The following is an 18,739-nucleotide window of genomic DNA, read 5'->3' on the forward strand; positions in this document are numbered from 1 at the left end:
AAATGAGAGCAGTTTCCAAATCAGCAATGCGCCGCTATGCGACAGGTGTTGCCGCGCTGGCAATTTTGGCCGGGTGTGAAGGGCCATATGACTATGACCTGCGCGGCAATGTCGGCGGGTTCTCCACTGCAGATGCCGCCCTTGCAGCGACCGCCAACCGCCCGACGCCGGATGCGCGTGGCGTGATCACCTATCCGAACTATCAGGTCGCGGTAGCCCGCCGTGGGGATACAGTTGGCGATGTCGCCACCCGGATCGGCATGCCGGTGGCCGAATTGGCGCGGTTTAACGGATTGCAGCCAAATGACAGCCTGCGTGACGGTGAAGTTCTGGCCTTGCCGCGCTCGGTCGGTGGGACGAGCAATGTTGATATTGCGACCATTGCCGGAACCGCGATTGACGAGGCACCGGACACAGGATCTGTACAGACATCGACATTGGAGCCCGCGCAACCTGCTGCGGCTCCGGCACCGGTTGCTACGGGGCCTGAGCCGATCCGGCACAAGGTCAAGCGGGGTGAGACAGCCTATACAATTTCGCGGCTCTATCAGGTGCCTGTGGAGTCTCTGGCAGAATGGAACGGTTTGGGACCAGACTTTATGGTGCGCGAAGACCAGTACCTGTTGATCCCGGTCAAGAATCAACCGGCACCTCGGGCAGCGGCGCCGGCCGCCACGGCAACTGCGGTAACCCAACCGGGCGAAGGCTCACCAACTCCTACGCCGCCGAGCGCGACGCAGCCATTGCCGGATGAGAAAGTTGCCGCGGCAACGCCTGCGCCGGATATTACAGCCGAGGCCCCGACCAATTCGGGAAGCTCGGCGCTGGCAAGCCCGGTGAGCGGCACCATCATTCGGACCTATAAGAAGGGTAAGAATGAGGGGATAGATATCGCCGCAGCGCCAGGCGCGTCGGTCAGTGCTGCCGAGGCAGGCACGGTCGCCGCGATCACCGCGGATGCGGATCAGGTTCCGATCATCGTTGTGAAACACAACAATGACTTGCTGACTGTTTATGCCAATGTCGACAATATCACCATCAAGAAAGGTGATCGGGTGCGACGGGGACAGAAGATCGCCTCGCTTCGCGGGGGCGACAATGCATATGTGCACTTCGAAGTGCGCAAAGGGTTCGAGTCGGTTGATCCCGAGCCTTACCTTAAGTGACCGAAATGGCCCGTTCCGGGCCATGCCTCCGGCGGAGGTATTTGGGGCCAGATGAAGGACGGATCACGCATTGGGATCGTAGTCGCTGAGCCTTTTACCCGGTTCGTCGGTAAAGAGTTCAGGTAGAGGCGTGACGTTTTCTATCAGGTCGATGCGGAAGACGCGGAAGTCGTTGCGCAGCTCGCACCAGGCAGTCAGTGTCCAGACACGGCCCCAGTATTCCATATGTAGCGGTCGGATGGTGCGTTCGGTCAGCGCGCCGTCAATGCGACGGTAGCTGAGCTGCAATTTCTGGCGCGATTTGATCGCGGCGCGGATCGGGGCCATATGTGCCATTCCGCGTACGACATCAGCGAAGGGATAGACCGCGAATTTCCAGCTGTCGGCCTCGGCAATGACCTGCGTGGGCAGGACGGCGTCGATTTTCTCGGCTAGAGATTCTGCGGCGGATTTAAGATCGGGATCGGCGGCCTCGGCAACGATCGCCATGCCGAGGTTCAGAGCCTCAAGCTCGGCGGGTGTCAGGTTCAGCGGGGGCAAAGTGATCTGCTCGCGTACCATGTAACCTACGCCGCGTTCGCCTTCTACAGGTACGCCCGAGGCCACCAACGTGTCCATATCGCGATAGATCGTACGGACCGACACCTCAAGTCGGTCCGCGATGTCCTGCGCGCGGTGCAAGTTACCATCGCGCAGGATCTGTATGATGTCGAACAGGCGGTCAGTGCGGCGCATGACACGCCGTCTGAGCCGCCCTTAGGCGGTCATGTTCCATAGCACGGTCTCGTGACGCATCTGGGCGCTGTCGGGGTTGATTGCCGCCATCAGAGCGGGTGCAAAATCCTGTTGCATGAATGCAGCAGCGGCGTCCTTTGCGGATTTCATATCGGTCCAGACGACATAGTCGGTCCAGCGGCCATCTTCGCCATGGCTTAGCTGGCGGTGGGTAAAGCCGGGAGCCGCGCGGACGAAGGCTTCGGAGGCTTGGCTTAGCCTGACGAACTGTTCGGGCTTTGTGCCGTCGGCAAGGGTAAAGGTGACGATTTCTGCGACATGGGTCATGTGGTTCTCCGTAGACCAGGTTTCGATATCGTCCTTCTAGGTGATATCAACTGACATAAACCTGTCAGTTGAGAAATGCGAGTCCGCAAAAAACGCATGATCCGTTCAATTTTGCGCGCGGATTTGATCTGTCGCACTTTTGCTGATGCCCGTACGGGCGTAGACACGGGGCCAGACATATTCACGGCGCGCTGCGCCGACGTAGAAGGAGACAAGTCATGCTCAACAATATTGGCCTTCCGGGTATCCTGCTGATTGCTGTTGTGGTTCTCGTCCTGTTTGGACGCGGCAAGATCAGTTCGCTGATGGGTGAAGTGGGTAAAGGCATTACCTCGTTCAAAAAAGGCATCAAGGAAGGTTCGGAAGAGCTGGAACAAGACGCGTCTGAGCTGGCCAAAGACGTCACGCCTGAGACTGACAAAGACAAGGTCTGAGCCTAGATGTTTGATCTGGGCTGGACCGAGCTTCTGGTCATCGGCATCGTCGCGTTGATCGTGGTGGGGCCAAAGGACCTGCCTGTGCTGTTCCGCAATGTCGGACGGTTCGTCGGAAAGGCGCGCGGCATGGCGCGCGAATTCAGCACTGCAATGAACGAGGCTGCGGACGAAGCAGGCGTCAATGAGATCAAGAAGGGCCTGAACGCGGCGACCAACCCGGTTAGTACAGCGATGGACGGGATCAACGAAGCCGCGCGCGACGTGGCCAAATCCATCGACCCAACCAAGTTCGACCCTGACAGCGAGACCGGCAAGCTGGCCACCGAGCGAGCAGAGCAAGCCAAGAAGATCCAAGCCACAACTGCCCGCGCTGCCGCTGAACGCAAGGCCAAGGAAGCCGCGGATGCGCTGGCCAAGGCGGAAGAGGCCGAAGCAGCGCTGAAAACCGAAAGCAAGACATGACCAAGACCGACGAGATCGAGGACAGCTCGGCACCCCTGATCGAGCACCTGGCCGAGCTACGTACGCGGCTGATCCACTGCGTTGTGGCGTTTCTGATCGGTATGATCATCTGTTTCGCCGTGGCCACGCCACTGTTCAACTTCCTCACGCAACCGCTATGTGAGGTGCTGACCGAGCGTGGACAGGATTGCGGGCTGATCTTCATCTCGCCGCAGGAAGGGTTCTTTGTAGCGATCAAGGTTTCGCTGCTGGGCGGGTTCATTCTGGCCTTTCCCTATATCGGGATGCAGATGTGGAGGTTCGTGGCGCCGGGCCTGTATAAGTCGGAAAAGAACGCGTTTCTGCCGTTCATGCTGGCCTCTCCCTTCATGTTCCTGCTGGGCGCAAGCTTCGCTTTTTATGTGGTCACGCCATTGGCCTATGACTTCTTCCTCGGTTTCCAGCAATTTGGAGCGGAAGGGGAAGCTGTAGCAGAAGGCGCAACCGCACCTTTGAGCGTGGTGTTTCAGGGTTCGGCGCAGGAATATCTCAACCTGACCATCAAGTTCATCGTTGCCTTTGGCCTGTGCTTTCAATTGCCCGTATTGCTGACACTGATGGGTAAGGCCGGACTTGTCAGTGCCGAAGGTCTGGGGGCAGTGCGTAAATATGCGGTGGTAGGCATTCTGGTGTTGGCTGCGATTGTCACACCGCCGGACGTGATCACCCAGATCATCCTCTTTGTCGTAGTTTACGGGCTCTATGAAATTTCAATATTCCTGGTCGCCCGTGTCGAGAAGAAGCGCGAAGAACAGTTGCGCGCCGATGGATACTACGACAATGAAGAGGCCGAAGCCGACGCAGACGTGATGCAGGATTACGAAGAGAACAAGTAACCTGTTCCAATAGCTTTAAAGGCGCGCCCAAGGTAGGCGCGCCTTTTTCAATTGCTACTCTTGTTGTGTTGATCGGAACATGGTTGAACTCCGCCAGAACATCCCGGAGGAGCCGATGGACGACCAAGCCCTGAATCGCATTGCGGACGCGTTGGAACGCATGGCGCCCGCGCCGCTGGCGGCACCTGATTTCAACGCGGCCCCGGCTTTCGTCTGGCATGTCGAGCCTGACCGGCTGGAACCCGTCACACAGGTCAATCGGGTCGACCTTGATCTATTGGTGGGGATCAACCGCTCCCGCGATACGTTGCTGGACAACACGCGCCGCTTTGCTGCGGGTTACAAGGCTAATAACGCGCTCTTGTGGGGCGCGCGCGGAATGGGGAAATCCAGCCTCGTCAAAGCGGTGCACGGTACGTTGCAGGATGAGCATCCTGACCTGAAACTGGTCGAATTGCAGCGCGAGGATATGGGCTCGGTCGCGCGTTTGCTGAACCACCTGCGTGCCGCGCCGCACAGGTTCATCCTGTTTTGCGATGATTTGTCGTTCAGCCACGATGACCAGCATTACAAATCGCTCAAGACCGTGCTGGATGGCGGTATCGAAGGTCGCCCGGAAAACGTTGTGTTCTACGCCACATCAAACCGCCGCCACCTGATGCCGCGCGACATGATCGAAAACGAACGCTCCAGCGCCATTAATCCGTCCGAGGCGGTCGAGGAGAAGGTCTCACTCTCTGACCGTTTCGGCCTGTGGCTGGGGTTCCACCCCTGCGATCAGGACGAATATCTAGCGATGATCGATCGCTACTGCGCCGCTCATGGCGTCAAGGTTGATCCCGAAACTCTGCGCGCCGAAGCCATCGAGTGGCAAGCCACCCGGGGGGCACGCTCGGGCCGCGTCGCCTGGCAATTCTTCGTCGACCTCGCCGGGCGAAACGGCGTCCATATCGGTTAGTCCGCGCGCTTCATCTGGCCAGAAATACCTCCGCCGGAGGCATGGCCCGTCAGGGCCATTCTCACAACAGTGCTATAATCCGCGCCGCCTCATCCGCAGTGCTGGTTAATACATCCCGATCCTCACCGGGATGGAAACGCGCACGTACGGCGGTCGGCATCGGTGCAGGCTCAACAATCGACACGCGCGGTCCTGTCCGCGCGGTCTCGGTCGCCCAGCTGCGAGCCAGCGCCATCTGCGCCGCTTTGGTGGCGCCGTAGATGCCATAGAACTTCTCGCCTGCCTTCGGGTCATCGAAGAACACGGCATGGCCAGTTTCGCCCAACAAAGGCGCGACATACGGGATCAGAACCGAGGTGGCGTTTGCATTGATGCTGGCTGCCTTGTTCCATTCCTTCGGATCAACGAAATGCACTGGCGTCAGGGCTGAGGTATGGATTGCAGTATGCAACCACAAATCGATCTTGCCCCAGCGATCGTGAATGCCCCGGCACAGGGTCGCCATCGCATTGGGATCGGTGATGTCCATGGGGGCCAGAGTGGCCGAGCCACCCTTCGCCTGGATGCGGTCATCCAGCTCTTCCAGCCCGCCCTGAGTGCGAGCGACAGCGACGATGTGATAGTCGGGGGCCAGCGCTTCGGCCAGCGCCGCGCCCAACCCGCGAGAAGCCCCGGTGATAAGGGCGATTTTGGTCTGATCGGTCATGAGGGGGGTTTGAACCTGCACGCGCAGGGCGTCAAGTCAGGATCAGCTGCCGGGGATGTCGATCCGGCGGTTCTGGCCGCTTTGTCGCAGCACAACACCATTTTCATCAATGGCGACGACCTTACCCGGGCCGACACGACTGCCGGGTTTCACTTTCTTAATGCGCCCCGACGACATGCGGACCAGGGCTTGCAGGTCCGCCTTGGGTCCAAAAATACCCAATACCGAGACCGCGTTTTTCTTGAGCGCCCCCGCCTGTGTGGCGGCGCTTTTCACCGTTGCGTTTGCCATGATCTGTGGCCGAGCTGCGCGCCCGGACCCCGTTTTGTGAGTGGTTTTCGGCATCCGGGTAACACGGGCTTTGCCGGACCAAAAGGCCGGCAGCACTCGGTTGGAAGCGGTTCGAATGCCGCATACCGAACCCTTTGCAAATGCAGCCTGTTCAGCAATAGGTTGTCGGCGGATTCTGACCTATGGCCGCTAGCGCAAGTCTCTTGGCCGACGCCTCAGGACAAAGCGATTCGCCCGATCACCCCGAGGCCAGTTTCGCCGCGTTCCACGAACTGCCGACCACCTGCATATCTTCACGCTTTTTGCTGACCCGACTGCTGTTTTCTAGGCTGCCCAGATATTCCTCATCGACGCCGGTGACGTAGTTGCCGTCAAAGCAGGAACAGTCAAAGGCTTCGATCTCGGGGTTGCCTTCCTTGGCAGCCCAGATCAGATCGTCGAGATGTTGGTAGAACAGCGCATCCGCACCCAGTTCTTCGCGAATCTCCTCGATCTCTTTGCCATTCGCGACAAGCTCGTGTCGGGTGGGCATATCGATGCCATAGACATTGGGGTATTTCACCGGGGGCGAGGCGCTGGCGATATAGACCTTTTTTGCCCCGGCCTCACGGCACATCTGGACGATCTTTTTGATTGTATTGCCGCGCACGATCGAATCGTCGATCAGCAGTACGTTATGACCGTCAAACTCCAAAGGCACCGCGTTCAGTTTGCGACGCACGGATTTCTGCCGTTCTTCCTGGCCCGGCATGATGAAGGTGCGACCGACATACCGGTTCTTCACAAGCCCCTCGCGATAGGGAATGCCTGTGATCTTTGCGGCCTCAAGCGCGACAGGGCGGGCGCTATCTGGCACAGGGATGATCCGGTCGATCTTAAGTCCCGAGTCCTGAATTTGCTTGGCCAGCGTCTGCCCCATGCGCATCTGGGTTTTGTAAACCGACACCCCATCCAGCAGCGAATCTGGTCGGGCCAGATAGACATACTCGAAGATGCAGGGTGTCAGTTTACCTTCAACGGCCTGGAACTCGTGCATATTGCCGTCGAGGTCGATAAGGATCGCCTCGCCGGGACCTAGGTCGCGCAGCTTGTCAAAACCGTTGATGCCGAATGCCACATCTTCGGACGCAAAGGCATAGTCATCGCCAGCACCTGGCGCATCGCGCTTGGCGACTGAAAGCGGGCGGATTCCATAGGGGTCACGGAAGGCGAGCATACCGACACCCGCGACCAGACAGATCACGGAATACGCCCCCTGAACCCGCTCCATCGTCATTTTGACACCGGCAAACAGGTTGCGGATCGGATCAGCATTACCATTGACCTTGATCGCATCAGCGACCTTGTCGGCCAGTACGTTCAGAAGGACCTCTGAATCCGAAGTTGTGCGCAGGTGACGGCTGTATTTGGCAGTTACCTTTTCGCGCTGTTCTTCGGTATTGGTGATGTTGCCGTTGTGAACCAGATAGATGCCATAAGGCGCGTTCACGAAAAATGGTTGCGCCTCGGCCGCGCTGAGCGAGCCAGCGGTTGGATAGCGGACATGGCCCATGCCGACCTTTCCCAACAGGGTTTCGGCGTCACTGGCATTGAACACGTCTTTGACGAGACCATTTGCTTTCTTCTCACGGAAGAACTCGCCGTTGTAGGTGACGATCCCCGAGGCGTCCTGACCTCGGTGCTGAAGCATCAGCAAGCCGTCATAGATTTCCGCAAAGACATCATGTGTCCGGCTTGCGATCCCCAAAATCCCACACATACACGGGCTCCAATTTCTATGACTTGCTTAGGATGGCGTTCAGGTCGGATCGGGTGCGGACGGGTATCTGAATGGTGTGTTTTGGTCCGTTTGCACGGGACTCAGGCACAAGCACGAAAGCGGCTAGCGCATAAGAAAACAGATACAGCAAGGTCGGCAGCTCCGATTCCATGTCGGTATGGCCTCCACATAATGCCAAACGATGCGTGTGTCATCAAAGGATCACATTCGCGATTTGACGCAGGTGCGAATTGTACACGCCGCGGGTTTAGGATGACAAATGTACAGACCTATGCTGTCATATCATTACGAAGGTTTTTTGCATGCAGTCCGGCAATACCTGGTGGAGCAGACGCCATGTGGCAACACAAGCAAAACACACCGAAGGACAAACCTGTCAAGCGGCGTTGCCACCGATGTCGTGGGGCAGGGCGCGCACCCTGCGAGATCTGCAAGGGAACCGGTGAAGTGATCAAGAGCCGAGACCAGTATGGCAAGCCGATCTCAAGCCGATGTGACGGATGCTTTGGCCTGAAGACCATCCGTTGCAATATTTGTGGTGGCGAAGGGTTTATCTGATTTTTCCGAACCAAACGCAAAAAAGCCCGGCTGAAACCGGGCTTCTCGTTGGAATTTGGTTTGATTAGCCCTCAGAGGCGTTGTCGGCGGTGCAGCTTGCGACCAGCTCTTCGTACTGGGCGGTAACCCAACCCAGCGCCGCCTCGGGGTTTTGTTCTTCGATCTGTCCGCTGAACTGTTCGAACACTTTGGCAGAGCGGCTTTCATCAACCATGGTATAAGACTGGCCGGTCATCACCGTGTCGTAGACAAAGAACGCGATGGCAACCAACAGGATGCCGCGGGCGATGCCGAAGAAGAAGCCAAGCGCCTGATCCAGCCCGCCAAGCGCGGAACGCTGCACCAAAGACGAAAAGAGCGGTGTGAAGATGCTGACCACGATCAGCGCAATGGCGAAGACGGCGGCAAAGCCGGTAATGACCGAAAGCTCGCAGCTATCACGCAGGAATTCTCCAACCACCGGGACCTCTTTGACCAGTGGTACGGCCTGCGGTGCGAAGATGAATGCTAGAACTGCCGCGGCGACCCAGCCTGCGATGGCCAAAACCTCGCGCATGAAACCGCGCGAATAGGCCAGCAAGCCCGACAGCACGATGATCAGGGCCACAACCCCGTCAATTATTGTAAAACCTTCCATGGCCCTCGCCTGTTCGTTTTCTGCCCCTCAAGGCGCGACTTTACCCTGCTCCGAAGGTTTCGCCAACAAACCCCACCAAATCAGAGGGTCGGGTGAGTGTCAGACCTGCCACAGTGCCAGTTTTGCCACCTGCCGGAGCAATTGCCGCTGTGAAACCAAGTTTTTGCGCTTCTTTCAACCTGTTTTCGGTCTGCGGGGCTGGTCTAAGTGCCCCGGATAGCGAGATTTCTCCGAAAACGACCGTATCGGCAGGCAGGGCGGTGTCTTCACGAGCGCTGAGCAGCGCAGCAGCAACGGCGAGGTCGGCAGCAGGTTCGCTGACTTTCAGCCCTCCGGCGACGTTCAGGTAGACATCGAGCCCGGCAAAGGGGATGCCGCAGCGGGCTTCGAGTACTGCAAGGATCATGGCGAGCCGCCCGCTATCCCATCCCACAACCGTGCGGCGGGGCTGGGAATGGGGGGACGGCGCCACCAGTGCTTGCAATTCGACCAGCACGGGGCGGGTGCCTTCGATACCTGCGAATACGGCGGAACCTGGGCTGGGCTTACCGCGTTCCGATAGGAACAGGGCCGAAGGGTTGGTGACTTGCGCCAGCCCTTTGCCGGTCATTTCGAAGACGCCGATCTCATCCGCTGGGCCAAAGCGGTTCTTAACGGCGCGCAGGATGCGGAACTGGTGCCCGCGTTCGCCTTCGAAGTAAAGCACGGTGTCGACCATATGTTCGACTACACGGGGGCCAGCGATCTGGCCTTCTTTGGTGACGTGGCCAACCATGATGATCGATACGCCGTGGCGTTTTGCAAATGTCGTCAGCTCGTGCGCTGCGGCGCGCACCTGCGACACCGAGCCCGGCGCGCTGTCGACATTGTCGGCCCACATCGTCTGGATCGAGTCGATGATGGCGAGGCCGGGTTTTTCTGCCTCTAGCGTCGTGAGGATGTCCCGAAGGTTGGTTTCAGCGGCCAATTGCACCGGCGACTCTTCCAGACCTAACCGGCGCGCGCGCATCCTAACCTGTGCGCTGGCCTCCTCGCCCGAGACGTAGATGGTTTTGACACCTTTGCGGGCAAAACGTGCTGCAGCTTGCAGTAAGAGGGTCGATTTGCCAATGCCGGGGTCACCGCCCACCAGCAGCGCCGATGCAGGGACAAGGCCGCCGCCGAGGACACGGTCCAATTCTTCAACACCGCAGAGGGTGCGGGGCGGGGGTGTTTCTTCGGTCGAGAGGTCGGTGAGCGCGATTGACTGGCCGCGTTTGCCGCCGAGGGATTTCTTGGCTGGTCCAGCCGAGAGCGGGGCTTCCTGAACGATGGTGTTCCACTCGCCGCAGCCGTCGCAGCGGCCTGACCATCGTGTATGTGAGGCACCGCAGGCGGAGCAGGTGAAGGATTGTGTCTTTGCCATGTCGCCCTTGGTGCCCGAGGAAGGGCGGTTCTTCAAGCCCTTGCGGGCTTTCCTCACCGCCGGTGGCGCGCCACGTCCTCAGGCCCTTCGGGCCATCGTCCGCTGCGGGCGCTAGACGCGCCTATTCCGCAGCACGCGGCGGGGTCATCGCAACCACGCTGCCTGGTGTTTGATCGTCCGTGGGGGATTGCAATTGCGCCGACAGTTCCGGAAGCAGATCGAACAGCTCATCCCTGAGGCGCGCGAGTTGCGATTTGGCGATGGATTCCTCGATCTCGATGTCTCGGGTCCATTGGCGCAGCTCGTGCTGGATGATTTGGGCTTCCTCGATGCGCTGCTGGAATTGTTCGACCTCTTCCTGACGTTGCCGCAGGAAGGCGCGGGCGCGTTCGACCTTTGTGTCCCCATAGGTCTCGGCCAGTTCCTGGCTGATCTGGCTCATCTGAGCAGCCAGTTCCAGCACCTGCGGTTCGAGCCCCTGCAAATCGGGGTGATCGCGCAGGAAGGCCATGCGCTCTTTCACCGCGTCGAATTCGGAGGCCAGCGCAAAGGCGCCGCTGCGGTCGGCGGCATGGGCGACCTGATAGGCCCCGGCCACGTCCTGCATATTCATTGTGAACTTACGATGGGTGTTTTCAAGCGCCATCATGCGGGCGTTCGATGGCAGATAGAAGACCAGCATCAGGATCAGGGCGGTTAATCCGATCTGGATATAGATGCCTGCGTCAATTGTTGCACCGTTGCTGAGACCGGCCTGCAACGAGAGCCAGGGCAGGATTCCAATCGCGGATAAAATGGTGGTCGTCACCGCGAACAATGCTGCGGCGCAGATCAGGAAAAAAGTGAGCCTTAATAAGGTATTCTGAAATTGCAATGTTATTGTGTGGAGGGCGGCCATGATCGTCGTTCTCCTTCTTCAACCGGTACAAAAACCGGGCCGAAGCGGAAGGTTAGACAGACGCGAAGTGATCCGCTACGGACCCGAAAACTACAAAATTTACTGCTCGAAATATAAAGATGATACTCAGAAATCTGTTTTCAATCAATTAGGTCTGAGGTTTTCGTGATCCAAATGTCATCTCTGTAATATGGCCCAGTGCAAGTGAGGCCAGAATGCAGCCGGTGAACAGGTAGAGACCCCATGCGGTTTCGATGGTGGCGTATGAGATGCCTTTGGCCAGCGTGATGTAGAGCGCGATGAGGAAGATATCGGCCATCGCCAGCTTGCCGAGGATGTTGAGCGCGGGCTGGACGCGCGGGTCCAGCAGGTTCCATTGGATCAGCGCGGTGCCGATGGTTTTGACGTAGGGCGCGAAGAGGGCGAAGACGGTAACGATCAACGCGAGGAAGATGTCGGACTTCCACAAGGACTGGAGCCCGGTGATGACGCTGATTTCACTGAGGCCGAAGATCGGGAGGAGACCGGCGCGCATCAGCGGGGCGAACCACGCGATGGGGTAGAGGATCAGGAGGGATAGGGTGGCGAGGCGGAGGATCATGAACAAGAATTTTGATAAGGCAGTTGAATACTTAATGAGTGGAGGTATCTGCGGCAAGTTCTGAGTTGCGGTCGCTTGAGTTGAGTGTAAGTTTAAGTAAGTCCTAAATTAATCAGCTTTAGATTGCAGTGCCTGACCCAATAATAAAGATCGTAAATGGCCCATCCGCATTTAGTAAAGGAACCGTTGCTGCGGGAACTGACGGCTTAAATGCTGTCTTTTCAGCTGCGAGTGCGGCAGCAGACAGGTTGCCGTTTGACCGAGAGCAGCTCTTTGGTGTTTTGCATTTCCGACTTTACGAAACGGATCGCGCACGAAGAAGAGCGGTATGGTTTGGTGGCCGTCTATTCAACAGGTTTTCTGGTGAAGATCCCGGCTACATCCCGGTTTCCGGAACACATCTTCGCCAAGTGTTTGATGCAATACGCATTCAAACCCCCGACTTTGTGATAAGCGCAGGGCAATATCTATTGCGCTATGACTACGCTAAGCGCGCGTATGATCAGTTAAAGCAGGAACGTGAGGCGGAGAGAGCTTAACGCACCGCCTCAATCGGCCCCTCGGCACTCCCGCTGATGAACTGCTCCACATAGGGATCACCTGAGGCGTCCATCTGGCTGACCGGGCCAGTCCACTGGATCACGCCTCCGTGCAGCATGGCTACGTTGTCGGCAATCGCGCGGACCGAGCTCATGTCGTGGGTGATGGTCATCGCGGTGGCGCCCATCTCGGTCACGATTTCTCGGATCAGGTCGTTGATGACGCCGGACATGATGGGGTCGAGGCCGGTGGTGGGCTCGTCGAAGAAAATGATCTCGGGTTCGGCGGCGATGGCGCGGGCGAGGCCGACGCGTTTTTGCATGCCGCCTGACAACTCCGCCGGGAATCGGTCAGCCACGTTGGATTTCAGGCCCACACGGCGCAGTTTCTCGATGGCGATCTCGCGCGCCTCATCGACTGGGCGTTTCAGCGAGCCGCGCAGCAGGCGGAAGGCGACGTTTTGCCAGACGGGCAGCGAGTCGAACAGCGCCGCGCCCTGAAACAGCATTCCAAAGCGGGCCAGAAACGCATCGCGGTCGCCTTTGGCGGCGTCTTTGCCGTCGACATAGATCATGCCGCTGTCGGGCTTGATCAGGCCGAGGATGCATTTCAGCGCCACGGATTTGCCCGTACCCGAACCACCGATGATGACCATCGAGGTGCCCTGTGGGATATCAAGGTTCATGCCTTGCAAGACGTGGTTGTCGTCAAAGGCCTTATGTACGTTCTCCATTCGGATCATAGCGAGAAGAACACCCCTGTAAGAACGAAATTGGCGGCGAGGATCAGTACAGCAGCAGCCTCGACCGAGCCCTTGGTGGCGCGGCCCACGCCCTGCGCGCCGCGGCCTGAGGACATGCCGTAATAGCAACCCATAATGGCGGCGATCACGCCGAATGCAGCACCTTTGACGAGTGACGAAACGATATCCCGCGCTTCAAGGAAATCGACGGTGTTTTTCAGATAGGCTGCCGGGTTGAAGCCCAGATTTTGCGTCGCGACCGTGTAACCGCCTGCGATCCCGATGATATCTCCGACCCCGACCAGCGCTGGAACTGTGATCAGGGCGGCCAGCACGCGTGGGGCGGTGAGGTATTTCATCGGATGGGTGGACAATGTGACCAGAGCGTCGATCTGCTCGGTCACTTTCATCGTCGCAATCTCGGCGGCGATCGAAGACGTCACGCGGGCGGCGATCATCAGGCCGACCAGCACCGGGCCAAGCTCTCGCACCATGCCTATGGCGACGATCTGGGGCACAACGGCTTCGGCGTTGAAACGCGCGCCGCCTGCGTAGATCTGCAACGCCAACGCGCCGCCGGTGAAGATGGCGGTCAGGCCGACCACGGGCAGGGACAACCAGCCGATGTTCAGCAGGGCGATTCCGAACTCGCGCGGATAAAACGGTGGTCGAAAAATGTGCGAAACCGCGTCGAGCGCGAACAGCGCGACGCGGCCAAACGCGGCGAGCATGGTCAGGATAGAACGCCCCAGCTCACCCAGCAATGAAACGGGATTCATTCCACGTAGCCCCGCGAAAAGCGACTGCCGAGCGAGGTCAGAATTTCATAGCCGATGGTGCCAGCGGCTTCGGCCAGATCATCGACGGTTTGGTGCCCGTTCAGGATACGCAGGCGATCAGGTTTATACGGCAAGTCAGTCACATCCACGGTGATCAGGTCCATCGAGATACGTCCTACCACTGGGCAGGGCTGATCACCAGCGAATGTATCGATGCCGCCCCCAATGGCGCGATGCAGCCCATCGGCATAACCGGCCGCAACAGTCGCAATCTTCGACGGGCGGCGCGCGCTCCAGCTGTTGCCGTAGCCGACGGTCTCGCCCACGGCGACGTCGCGCACTTGAATCACCGGCATATCGACGGTGACGACCGGCTTGGCCCCGGCAAAGGGCATCCCGCCGTACAGGCCAATCCCTGGGCGGCAAAAGTCAAAGTGGAATTCCGGCCCCATCAGAGTACCACCCGTCGCCGCAAGCGAGCGCGGCGCGTCGACGCCATCGGTCATCTGTTTGAACGTGTTCAACTGTTGGCGGTTCATTGGGTGTTCAGGCTCATCCCCGCAGGCCAAATGCGACATTATCACCAACGGGTTCAGGGCAAGGGCTTCGTGCCGCAGTTCGGCCCAGTCCGCAGGCTCAAGCCCAAGGCGATTCATACCGCTGTCGAGCTGGATACCAAAGCCATGATCGGGCAGGGCCTGACGATGACGCTTGAATTGTTCGGGCGAGTTGATCAACGGCGTCAGATCATGCTGGCGCAGCAGATCCGTGTCACCCTCCATATGTCCGGAAAACACCGCAACCAGCGGGCCGGGGCCCACAGCCTCACGCACGGCCACGCCTTCCTCGGCAACGGCGACGAAGAATTTTGCAACGCCTTCCTCAGCCAGCGCAGAGGCTACTGGACCGGCACCTAACCCGTAAGCGTCAGCTTTAACCACTGCGCCGGTCTCAACCTGGGTCTTTGCGTCAAGCGCCTGCCAGTTCTGGGCGAGCGCGTGCAGATTTATCGTCAGATGTGCGGTACTCATAAACGCCGTTCATCACATAGGATTGGCCCAGGTCAAGGGGGAGCACCTTAATTCTTGGCGGGTTTATGCGCCTCATAGGCCGCTTCCAGCTCGGAACGCAGGAAATCCGCAAATAATAAGGGGCTAAACTGAGGTTGGCCGGTCCCGGGTAGGGGTTCGATGATTGTGCTGACATGAGGATCAAAGAAGAACGGAACGCTATATCGTTCACGGCCAGAACGGTTGATGACCCGATGCGGCGTCGATAGCAGGCGACCGTTTGACATCCGGTGCAGCATATCCCCGACATTGACGACAAAGGCGTCGGGACGGGACGGAACGTCAACCCAATGCCCTGACGGTGTTTTGACCTGCAAGCCGCCCACCTGATCTTGAGCGAGCAGCGTTAGGCATCCGAAATCAGTGTGCGGGGCCGAGCCGAACAGATCATCGGGGCTGGTCTTTGCTTGCGGAGGATAGTGAAGCAGACGCAGCCAGAAGGTAGGTTCATCAAACGCGGAAAGGATCGAGAAATCCCGTGCGTCGCAGGCGATCAGCGCGATATTCATCAATCTGCGTCCGAGGGCGGACATAGCCTGAACGTAGATATCCAGGGTGTCGCGAAAATCCGGCAGATCGGGCCATCGGTTCGGACCCGAGAGGTAGATATCGGGATCAACGCCAGCGTCCTCACGCATCATCATGAAGCTGGCGGACTGGTTGGGTTTTTTTACATCAGCCAGTGTCGAGTTTACATCTGTCGATGTGTTGATGGCGATATAACCTCGATGCGTGTGGTCAACTGCGATGGCCAGCTTTTGATCCAGCGGCAGTGCGTGAAACCGTTTTGAGGCTTCGAACACATCGCGCAACAGTTGCGGGTCGATCCCGTGATCTTCGATATAGCCGAAACCGGTCGTGCCGTAGGCCGACCGAAACTCGGCCGCGATTTCCTCATCAGGGCGTGCACCCAGACGAATAACGGGGATCTCTGTGAATTCAGTCATGTCTCTCTCGCTTATGTAGGGAAGAATGCAGGGGCAGAAGGTGCCCCCGATCTATCCCGCAAAGCGTTTGCGGCGATGCCCGAAATGACGCGCCAGAACCACGCGCCGGGGTAGGGGATTGAGAGAAGCTTGCATAGCCCGATCCGTACATATCGGGCCGGGCAGGTCAAGGGATCAGTAGCCCTCGATCTGACCATCCTGTTGCCAGGGTTTGACCAGATTGCCAAATCGGGTGAACTGAGCTTCGAATGACAGCTCGACCGTGCCGATGGGGCCGTGGCGCTGCTTGCCGACGATGACCTCGGCCTTGCCATGCAGGCGCTCCATGGCCTGTTTCCACTCTTCCATCTTTTCCAACTCGTGATCGCCGGGTTTTTCGCGTTCCTTATAGTATTCCTCGCGAAAAACGAACATCACTACATCAGCGTCCTGTTCGATCGAGCCCGATTCCCGCAGGTCAGACAGCTGCGGGCGCTTGTCGTCGCGGCTTTCCACCTGACGGGACAGCTGAGACAGTGCGATGACCGGGATGTTGAGTTCCTTGGCGATGGCTTTCATGCCCATCGAAATCTCGGCGATTTCGTTGACGCGGTTGTCGGCCATTCCGCGGCAGAGCTGAAGGTAGTCGATCACCAGCAAATCCAGCCCGTGCGTCCGCTTCAGCCGCCGTGCACGGGCAGCGAGTTGCGAGATCGGCAGGGCGGGGGTGTCATCGATGAATAGCGGGCAGGCTTCCAGTTCTTTCGCGGCGTCAACGAAGCGGCGGAACTCGGACTCGGTCATGTCGCCCTGGCGGATTTTGTGACTGGAGATCTCGGAAGCCTCGGCCAGAACCCGACCCGCAAGCTGTTCGGCGCTCATTTCGAGTGAAAAGAACCCAACCACACCGCCGTCGATCGCACCTTCAGAGCCGTCCGGCTTGGTGCCGCGCTTGTAGGCCTTGGCCACGTTAAATGCGACGTTTGTTGCCAGCGATGTCTTACCCATCGACGGACGCCCGGCCAAAATGATCAGGTCGGACGGGTGCAGGCCACCCAATTGCTTGTCGAGATCGGCCAGACCGGTGGAAATCCCCGCCATGCCGCCACCGCGTTGGTACGCCTCGTTGGTGACGTTGACGGCTTCTGTGACCGCCTTGAGGAAGGATTGAAAACCCTGTTCGGTCTGGCCCTGCTCGGATAACTGATAAAGCTGTTGCTCGGCCTCGACGATTTGTTCTTTGGGCTCGCTGCTGACATCGACCCTCGCAGCCTTGTCTGAAATGTCCCGGCCCAGCCGGATCAGCTCGCGCCGAATGGCGAGGTCGTAGATCATTTGGGCGTAGTCATGCACCGCAAAGGCACTGATTGAGGCACCGGCAAGCTTGACCAGATAGGCCGGACCACCCAGTTCCTTCAGGCCCTCATCCTCGGCCATGAAAGACTTCAGCGTGACGGGTGAAGCCAGCGCATTTTTAGCGATACGGGTCGACGCGACTTCGTAGATGCGCGCATGAACCGGATCATAGAAATGCTCGGCCCCAATAATCGATGCGACCCGATCATACAGATCGTTATTCGTCAGAATAGCACCCAGAAGCTGCTGCTCGGCCTCGATGGAGTGCGGCATTGTTTCTGGGTTCTGAATCTGTGCGGCGGCCTGCTCGATACTGCTGATCTCGTTCATTGCTGTTCTCTTTGTCCCCTGGACAGAGGCCATAGCGCGGCCCTGTGAGTCGGCGCAAATTGTATGTTTTCTGGGGATATGCTGTGCATATCTCTCTGCCCCATCATATTGAAGGATGAGGCAGGGTTGCGTCAACATCTTGTGGATGAAGCGATCGACGCAGCGGTCAGTGTTTCCATTCTGAAAACAGTTTGCGCAACGTCAGCTTTTATGTGCGTCCTGCCAACCGCGCGGGTCGTTCAGGAAGGCCTCGACGCCATCAAGCGTCTCTTCGTCAAAGGCCTTTTGCGCTTTGGCTTCCGCCAAAACATCCCACCAGGTACAAAGCGAGTGCAATTTTACGCCGTGATCGCCCAGCGTTTTCTCGGTTTCGGGGAAAATACCATAATAGAAGATCACAGCCGTATGCCCACAGGTCGCACCGGTTTCGCGGATCGCGTCGACAAAGGACAGTTTTGAGCCTCCATCGGTGGTCAGGTCTTCAACCAGCAGTACCCGCTCACCCTCGCTCATCGCGCCTTCGATGCGGGCGTTCCGGCCGTAGCCTTTGGGTTTCTTCCGCACGTAGGTCATTGGCAGTGCCATGCGCTCGGCGACCATTGCAGCGAAGGGAATACCCGCTGTTTCGCCACCGGCGATATTGTCAAACGCTTCGAACCCCGCGTCGCGCATCACGGTAACCGTCAGGAAGTCCATCAGGGTCGAGCGGATGCGCGGGTACGAGATCAGCTTGCGGCAATCGATATAGGTCGGGCTTGGTAGACCGCTGGCCAGCGTGAAAGGTTCGCGGGAATTAAAGTGTACGGCTTTGATCTCCAGCAGCATCCGCGCGGTCAGGCGGGCGATTTCGGTGCTGTCGGGGAAGGAACTGGGGATCATGGCGCAAACCTCTGGGCTGAAAGGGTGTCGCAGGCTGATAGCCTGACCCCCGGCCCAGAGTCGAGAGGGCACGCCAAAAGAAAAGCGGACCCCCAAGAGGTCCGCTTGATGCCCTTGCGGGCAGAGCAGCCAAGGTGGGCTTGACTGCTCATTTCTCGGGCTCGCTTTCCGCAATCGGCAAGACCGTGCCTTCAATCTCGGTTTCGACGTGTATGCGAGGCGAGGTAAGAAGCGCAACCACCATTGCCGTCACAAATGTGTAGGCTGCCGCGCAGTAACTG

21 protein-coding genes are annotated in these 18,739 nt (G+C 58.5%); 5 read left to right on the forward strand and 16 right to left on the reverse strand.

Annotated elements, in window-relative coordinates; translation table 11 throughout:
• Positions 1-2 precede the first annotated feature (2 nt).
• The gene (locus ACR0MP_RS04205) at positions 3-1,166 is read left to right on the forward strand and encodes a peptidoglycan DD-metalloendopeptidase family protein (protein WP_170406164.1); all 1,164 of its coding nucleotides are present in this window, start codon (positions 3-5) and stop codon (positions 1,164-1,166) included.
• Positions 1,167-1,229: 63 nt separating this feature from the next.
• Here the strand turns inward: ACR0MP_RS04205 and ACR0MP_RS04210 are convergent, their stop codons facing one another.
• Both ACR0MP_RS04210 and ACR0MP_RS04215 read right to left on the reverse strand, forming a co-directional pair.
• Positions 1,230-1,901 carry a helix-turn-helix transcriptional regulator gene (locus tag ACR0MP_RS04210; RefSeq protein ID WP_170406161.1) on the reverse strand — a complete coding sequence of 224 codons (672 nt, stop codon included), beginning with the start codon at positions 1,899-1,901 and terminating at the stop codon, positions 1,230-1,232.
• Positions 1,902-1,922: 21 nt separating this feature from the next.
• On the reverse strand, positions 1,923-2,228 hold the full coding sequence (locus ACR0MP_RS04215) for a hypothetical protein (protein WP_170406158.1): 306 nt from the start codon (positions 2,226-2,228) through the stop codon (positions 1,923-1,925).
• 218 nt (positions 2,229-2,446) lie between these two features.
• Between ACR0MP_RS04215 and ACR0MP_RS04220 the strand changes: the two genes are divergently transcribed.
• From ACR0MP_RS04220 to ACR0MP_RS04235, 4 genes are all read left to right on the forward strand, one after another.
• Positions 2,447-2,662: a twin-arginine translocase TatA/TatE family subunit gene (locus ACR0MP_RS04220; protein ID WP_010440381.1), complete on the forward strand. Its 216-nt coding sequence runs from the start codon at positions 2,447-2,449 to the stop codon at positions 2,660-2,662.
• A 6-nt stretch (positions 2,663-2,668) separates the two neighbouring features.
• A complete protein-coding gene (gene tatB, locus ACR0MP_RS04225) occupies positions 2,669-3,127 on the forward strand; it encodes a Sec-independent protein translocase protein TatB (protein ID WP_170396807.1) in 459 nt (152 codons plus the stop codon).
• Complete coding sequence (tatC, locus tag ACR0MP_RS04230; RefSeq protein WP_480886968.1) at positions 3,124-4,002, forward strand: twin-arginine translocase subunit TatC; 879 nt, start codon at positions 3,124-3,126, stop codon at positions 4,000-4,002. Before tatB ends, tatC begins: the two co-directional genes overlap by 4 nt.
• Positions 4,003-4,117: 115 nt before the next feature.
• Entirely contained in the window at positions 4,118-4,960 is an 843-nt protein-coding gene (locus ACR0MP_RS04235) for an ATP-binding protein (RefSeq protein WP_170734918.1), read from the forward strand.
• A gap of 61 nt (positions 4,961-5,021) precedes the next feature.
• Here the strand turns inward: ACR0MP_RS04235 and ACR0MP_RS04240 are convergent, their stop codons facing one another.
• The 14 genes from ACR0MP_RS04240 to ACR0MP_RS04305 form a co-directional block, all read right to left on the reverse strand.
• Positions 5,022-5,666, reverse strand: a complete 645-nt coding sequence (locus ACR0MP_RS04240) for an SDR family NAD(P)-dependent oxidoreductase (RefSeq protein WP_170421973.1) — start codon at positions 5,664-5,666, stop codon at positions 5,022-5,024.
• Between the two features lie 42 nt (positions 5,667-5,708).
• A complete protein-coding gene (locus ACR0MP_RS04245) occupies positions 5,709-5,957 on the reverse strand; it encodes a hypothetical protein (protein WP_170396813.1) in 249 nt (82 codons plus the stop codon).
• Positions 5,958-6,195: 238 nt separating this feature from the next.
• Positions 6,196-7,716, reverse strand: coding sequence for an amidophosphoribosyltransferase (gene purF, locus ACR0MP_RS04250; RefSeq protein WP_170734920.1), 1,521 nt, complete (start codon positions 7,714-7,716; stop codon positions 6,196-6,198).
• Between the two features lie 16 nt (positions 7,717-7,732).
• Positions 7,733-7,888, reverse strand: a complete 156-nt coding sequence (locus tag ACR0MP_RS04255) for a hypothetical protein (RefSeq protein WP_170396817.1) — start codon at positions 7,886-7,888, stop codon at positions 7,733-7,735.
• Positions 7,889-8,359: 471 nt separating this feature from the next.
• Entirely contained in the window at positions 8,360-8,932 is a 573-nt protein-coding gene (locus ACR0MP_RS04260) for a CvpA family protein (protein ID WP_170406144.1), read from the reverse strand.
• A 40-nt stretch (positions 8,933-8,972) separates the two neighbouring features.
• Complete coding sequence (gene radA / locus ACR0MP_RS04265; protein WP_170406458.1) at positions 8,973-10,337, reverse strand: DNA repair protein RadA; 1,365 nt, start codon at positions 10,335-10,337, stop codon at positions 8,973-8,975.
• A gap of 121 nt (positions 10,338-10,458) precedes the next feature.
• Positions 10,459-11,235: a DNA repair protein gene (locus ACR0MP_RS04270; RefSeq protein WP_170509585.1), complete on the reverse strand. Its 777-nt coding sequence runs from the start codon at positions 11,233-11,235 to the stop codon at positions 10,459-10,461.
• Positions 11,236-11,383: 148 nt separating this feature from the next.
• Positions 11,384-11,836 carry a paraquat-inducible protein A gene (locus ACR0MP_RS04275; protein WP_170465294.1) on the reverse strand — a complete coding sequence of 151 codons (453 nt, stop codon included), beginning with the start codon at positions 11,834-11,836 and terminating at the stop codon, positions 11,384-11,386.
• 535 nt (positions 11,837-12,371) lie between these two features.
• A complete protein-coding gene (locus tag ACR0MP_RS04280) occupies positions 12,372-13,118 on the reverse strand; it encodes an ATP-binding cassette domain-containing protein (RefSeq protein WP_170734926.1) in 747 nt (248 codons plus the stop codon).
• Positions 13,115-13,897: an MlaE family ABC transporter permease gene (locus ACR0MP_RS04285; RefSeq protein ID WP_170396831.1), complete on the reverse strand. Its 783-nt coding sequence runs from the start codon at positions 13,895-13,897 to the stop codon at positions 13,115-13,117. The genes ACR0MP_RS04280 and ACR0MP_RS04285 overlap by 4 nt, the downstream gene beginning before the upstream one ends.
• A complete protein-coding gene (gene alr / locus ACR0MP_RS04290; RefSeq protein WP_170406133.1) occupies positions 13,894-14,928 on the reverse strand; it encodes an alanine racemase in 1,035 nt (344 codons plus the stop codon). Before alr ends, ACR0MP_RS04285 begins: the two co-directional genes overlap by 4 nt.
• Positions 14,929-14,975: 47 nt before the next feature.
• Positions 14,976-15,914, reverse strand: coding sequence for an isopenicillin N synthase family dioxygenase (locus ACR0MP_RS04295; protein WP_480886972.1), 939 nt, complete (start codon positions 15,912-15,914; stop codon positions 14,976-14,978).
• Positions 15,915-16,088: 174 nt separating this feature from the next.
• Complete coding sequence (locus tag ACR0MP_RS04300; RefSeq protein WP_480886974.1) at positions 16,089-17,579, reverse strand: replicative DNA helicase; 1,491 nt, start codon at positions 17,577-17,579, stop codon at positions 16,089-16,091.
• Positions 17,580-17,780: 201 nt separating this feature from the next.
• Positions 17,781-18,458 carry an orotate phosphoribosyltransferase gene (locus ACR0MP_RS04305; RefSeq protein WP_170406124.1) on the reverse strand — a complete coding sequence of 226 codons (678 nt, stop codon included), beginning with the start codon at positions 18,456-18,458 and terminating at the stop codon, positions 17,781-17,783.
• Between the last annotated feature and the right edge of the window lie 281 nt (positions 18,459-18,739).

The organism is Ruegeria sp. K3, assembly GCF_056531845.1.

Excerpts from the sequence above, each read along its gene's own strand:
- ACR0MP_RS04205 (WP_170406164.1), top strand. The coding sequence starts at position 3 with ATGAGAGCAGTTTCCAAATCAGCAATGCGCCGCTATGCGACAGGTGTT.
- ACR0MP_RS04210 (WP_170406161.1), bottom strand. The coding sequence starts at position 1,901 with ATGCGCCGCACTGACCGCCTGTTCGACATCATACAGATCCTGCGCGAT.
- ACR0MP_RS04215 (WP_170406158.1), bottom strand. The coding sequence starts at position 2,228 with ATGACCCATGTCGCAGAAATCGTCACCTTTACCCTTGCCGACGGCACA.
- ACR0MP_RS04220 (WP_010440381.1), top strand. The coding sequence starts at position 2,447 with ATGCTCAACAATATTGGCCTTCCGGGTATCCTGCTGATTGCTGTTGTG.
- tatB (WP_170396807.1), top strand. The coding sequence starts at position 2,669 with ATGTTTGATCTGGGCTGGACCGAGCTTCTGGTCATCGGCATCGTCGCG.
- tatC (WP_480886968.1), top strand. The coding sequence starts at position 3,124 with ATGACCAAGACCGACGAGATCGAGGACAGCTCGGCACCCCTGATCGAG.
- ACR0MP_RS04235 (WP_170734918.1), top strand. The coding sequence starts at position 4,118 with ATGGACGACCAAGCCCTGAATCGCATTGCGGACGCGTTGGAACGCATG.
- ACR0MP_RS04240 (WP_170421973.1), bottom strand. The coding sequence starts at position 5,666 with ATGACCGATCAGACCAAAATCGCCCTTATCACCGGGGCTTCTCGCGGG.
- ACR0MP_RS04245 (WP_170396813.1), bottom strand. The coding sequence starts at position 5,957 with ATGGCAAACGCAACGGTGAAAAGCGCCGCCACACAGGCGGGGGCGCTC.
- purF (WP_170734920.1), bottom strand. The coding sequence starts at position 7,716 with ATGTGTGGGATTTTGGGGATCGCAAGCCGGACACATGATGTCTTTGCG.
- ACR0MP_RS04255 (WP_170396817.1), bottom strand. The coding sequence starts at position 7,888 with ATGGAATCGGAGCTGCCGACCTTGCTGTATCTGTTTTCTTATGCGCTA.
- ACR0MP_RS04260 (WP_170406144.1), bottom strand. The coding sequence starts at position 8,932 with ATGGAAGGTTTTACAATAATTGACGGGGTTGTGGCCCTGATCATCGTG.
- radA (WP_170406458.1), bottom strand. The coding sequence starts at position 10,337 with ATGGCAAAGACACAATCCTTCACCTGCTCCGCCTGCGGTGCCTCACAT.
- ACR0MP_RS04270 (WP_170509585.1), bottom strand. The coding sequence starts at position 11,235 with ATGGCCGCCCTCCACACAATAACATTGCAATTTCAGAATACCTTATTA.
- ACR0MP_RS04275 (WP_170465294.1), bottom strand. The coding sequence starts at position 11,836 with ATGATCCTCCGCCTCGCCACCCTATCCCTCCTGATCCTCTACCCCATC.
- ACR0MP_RS04280 (WP_170734926.1), bottom strand. The coding sequence starts at position 13,118 with ATGATCCGAATGGAGAACGTACATAAGGCCTTTGACGACAACCACGTC.
- ACR0MP_RS04285 (WP_170396831.1), bottom strand. The coding sequence starts at position 13,897 with ATGAATCCCGTTTCATTGCTGGGTGAGCTGGGGCGTTCTATCCTGACC.
- alr (WP_170406133.1), bottom strand. The coding sequence starts at position 14,928 with ATGAGTACCGCACATCTGACGATAAATCTGCACGCGCTCGCCCAGAAC.
- ACR0MP_RS04295 (WP_480886972.1), bottom strand. The coding sequence starts at position 15,914 with ATGACTGAATTCACAGAGATCCCCGTTATTCGTCTGGGTGCACGCCCT.
- ACR0MP_RS04300 (WP_480886974.1), bottom strand. The coding sequence starts at position 17,579 with ATGAACGAGATCAGCAGTATCGAGCAGGCCGCCGCACAGATTCAGAAC.
- ACR0MP_RS04305 (WP_170406124.1), bottom strand. The coding sequence starts at position 18,458 with ATGATCCCCAGTTCCTTCCCCGACAGCACCGAAATCGCCCGCCTGACC.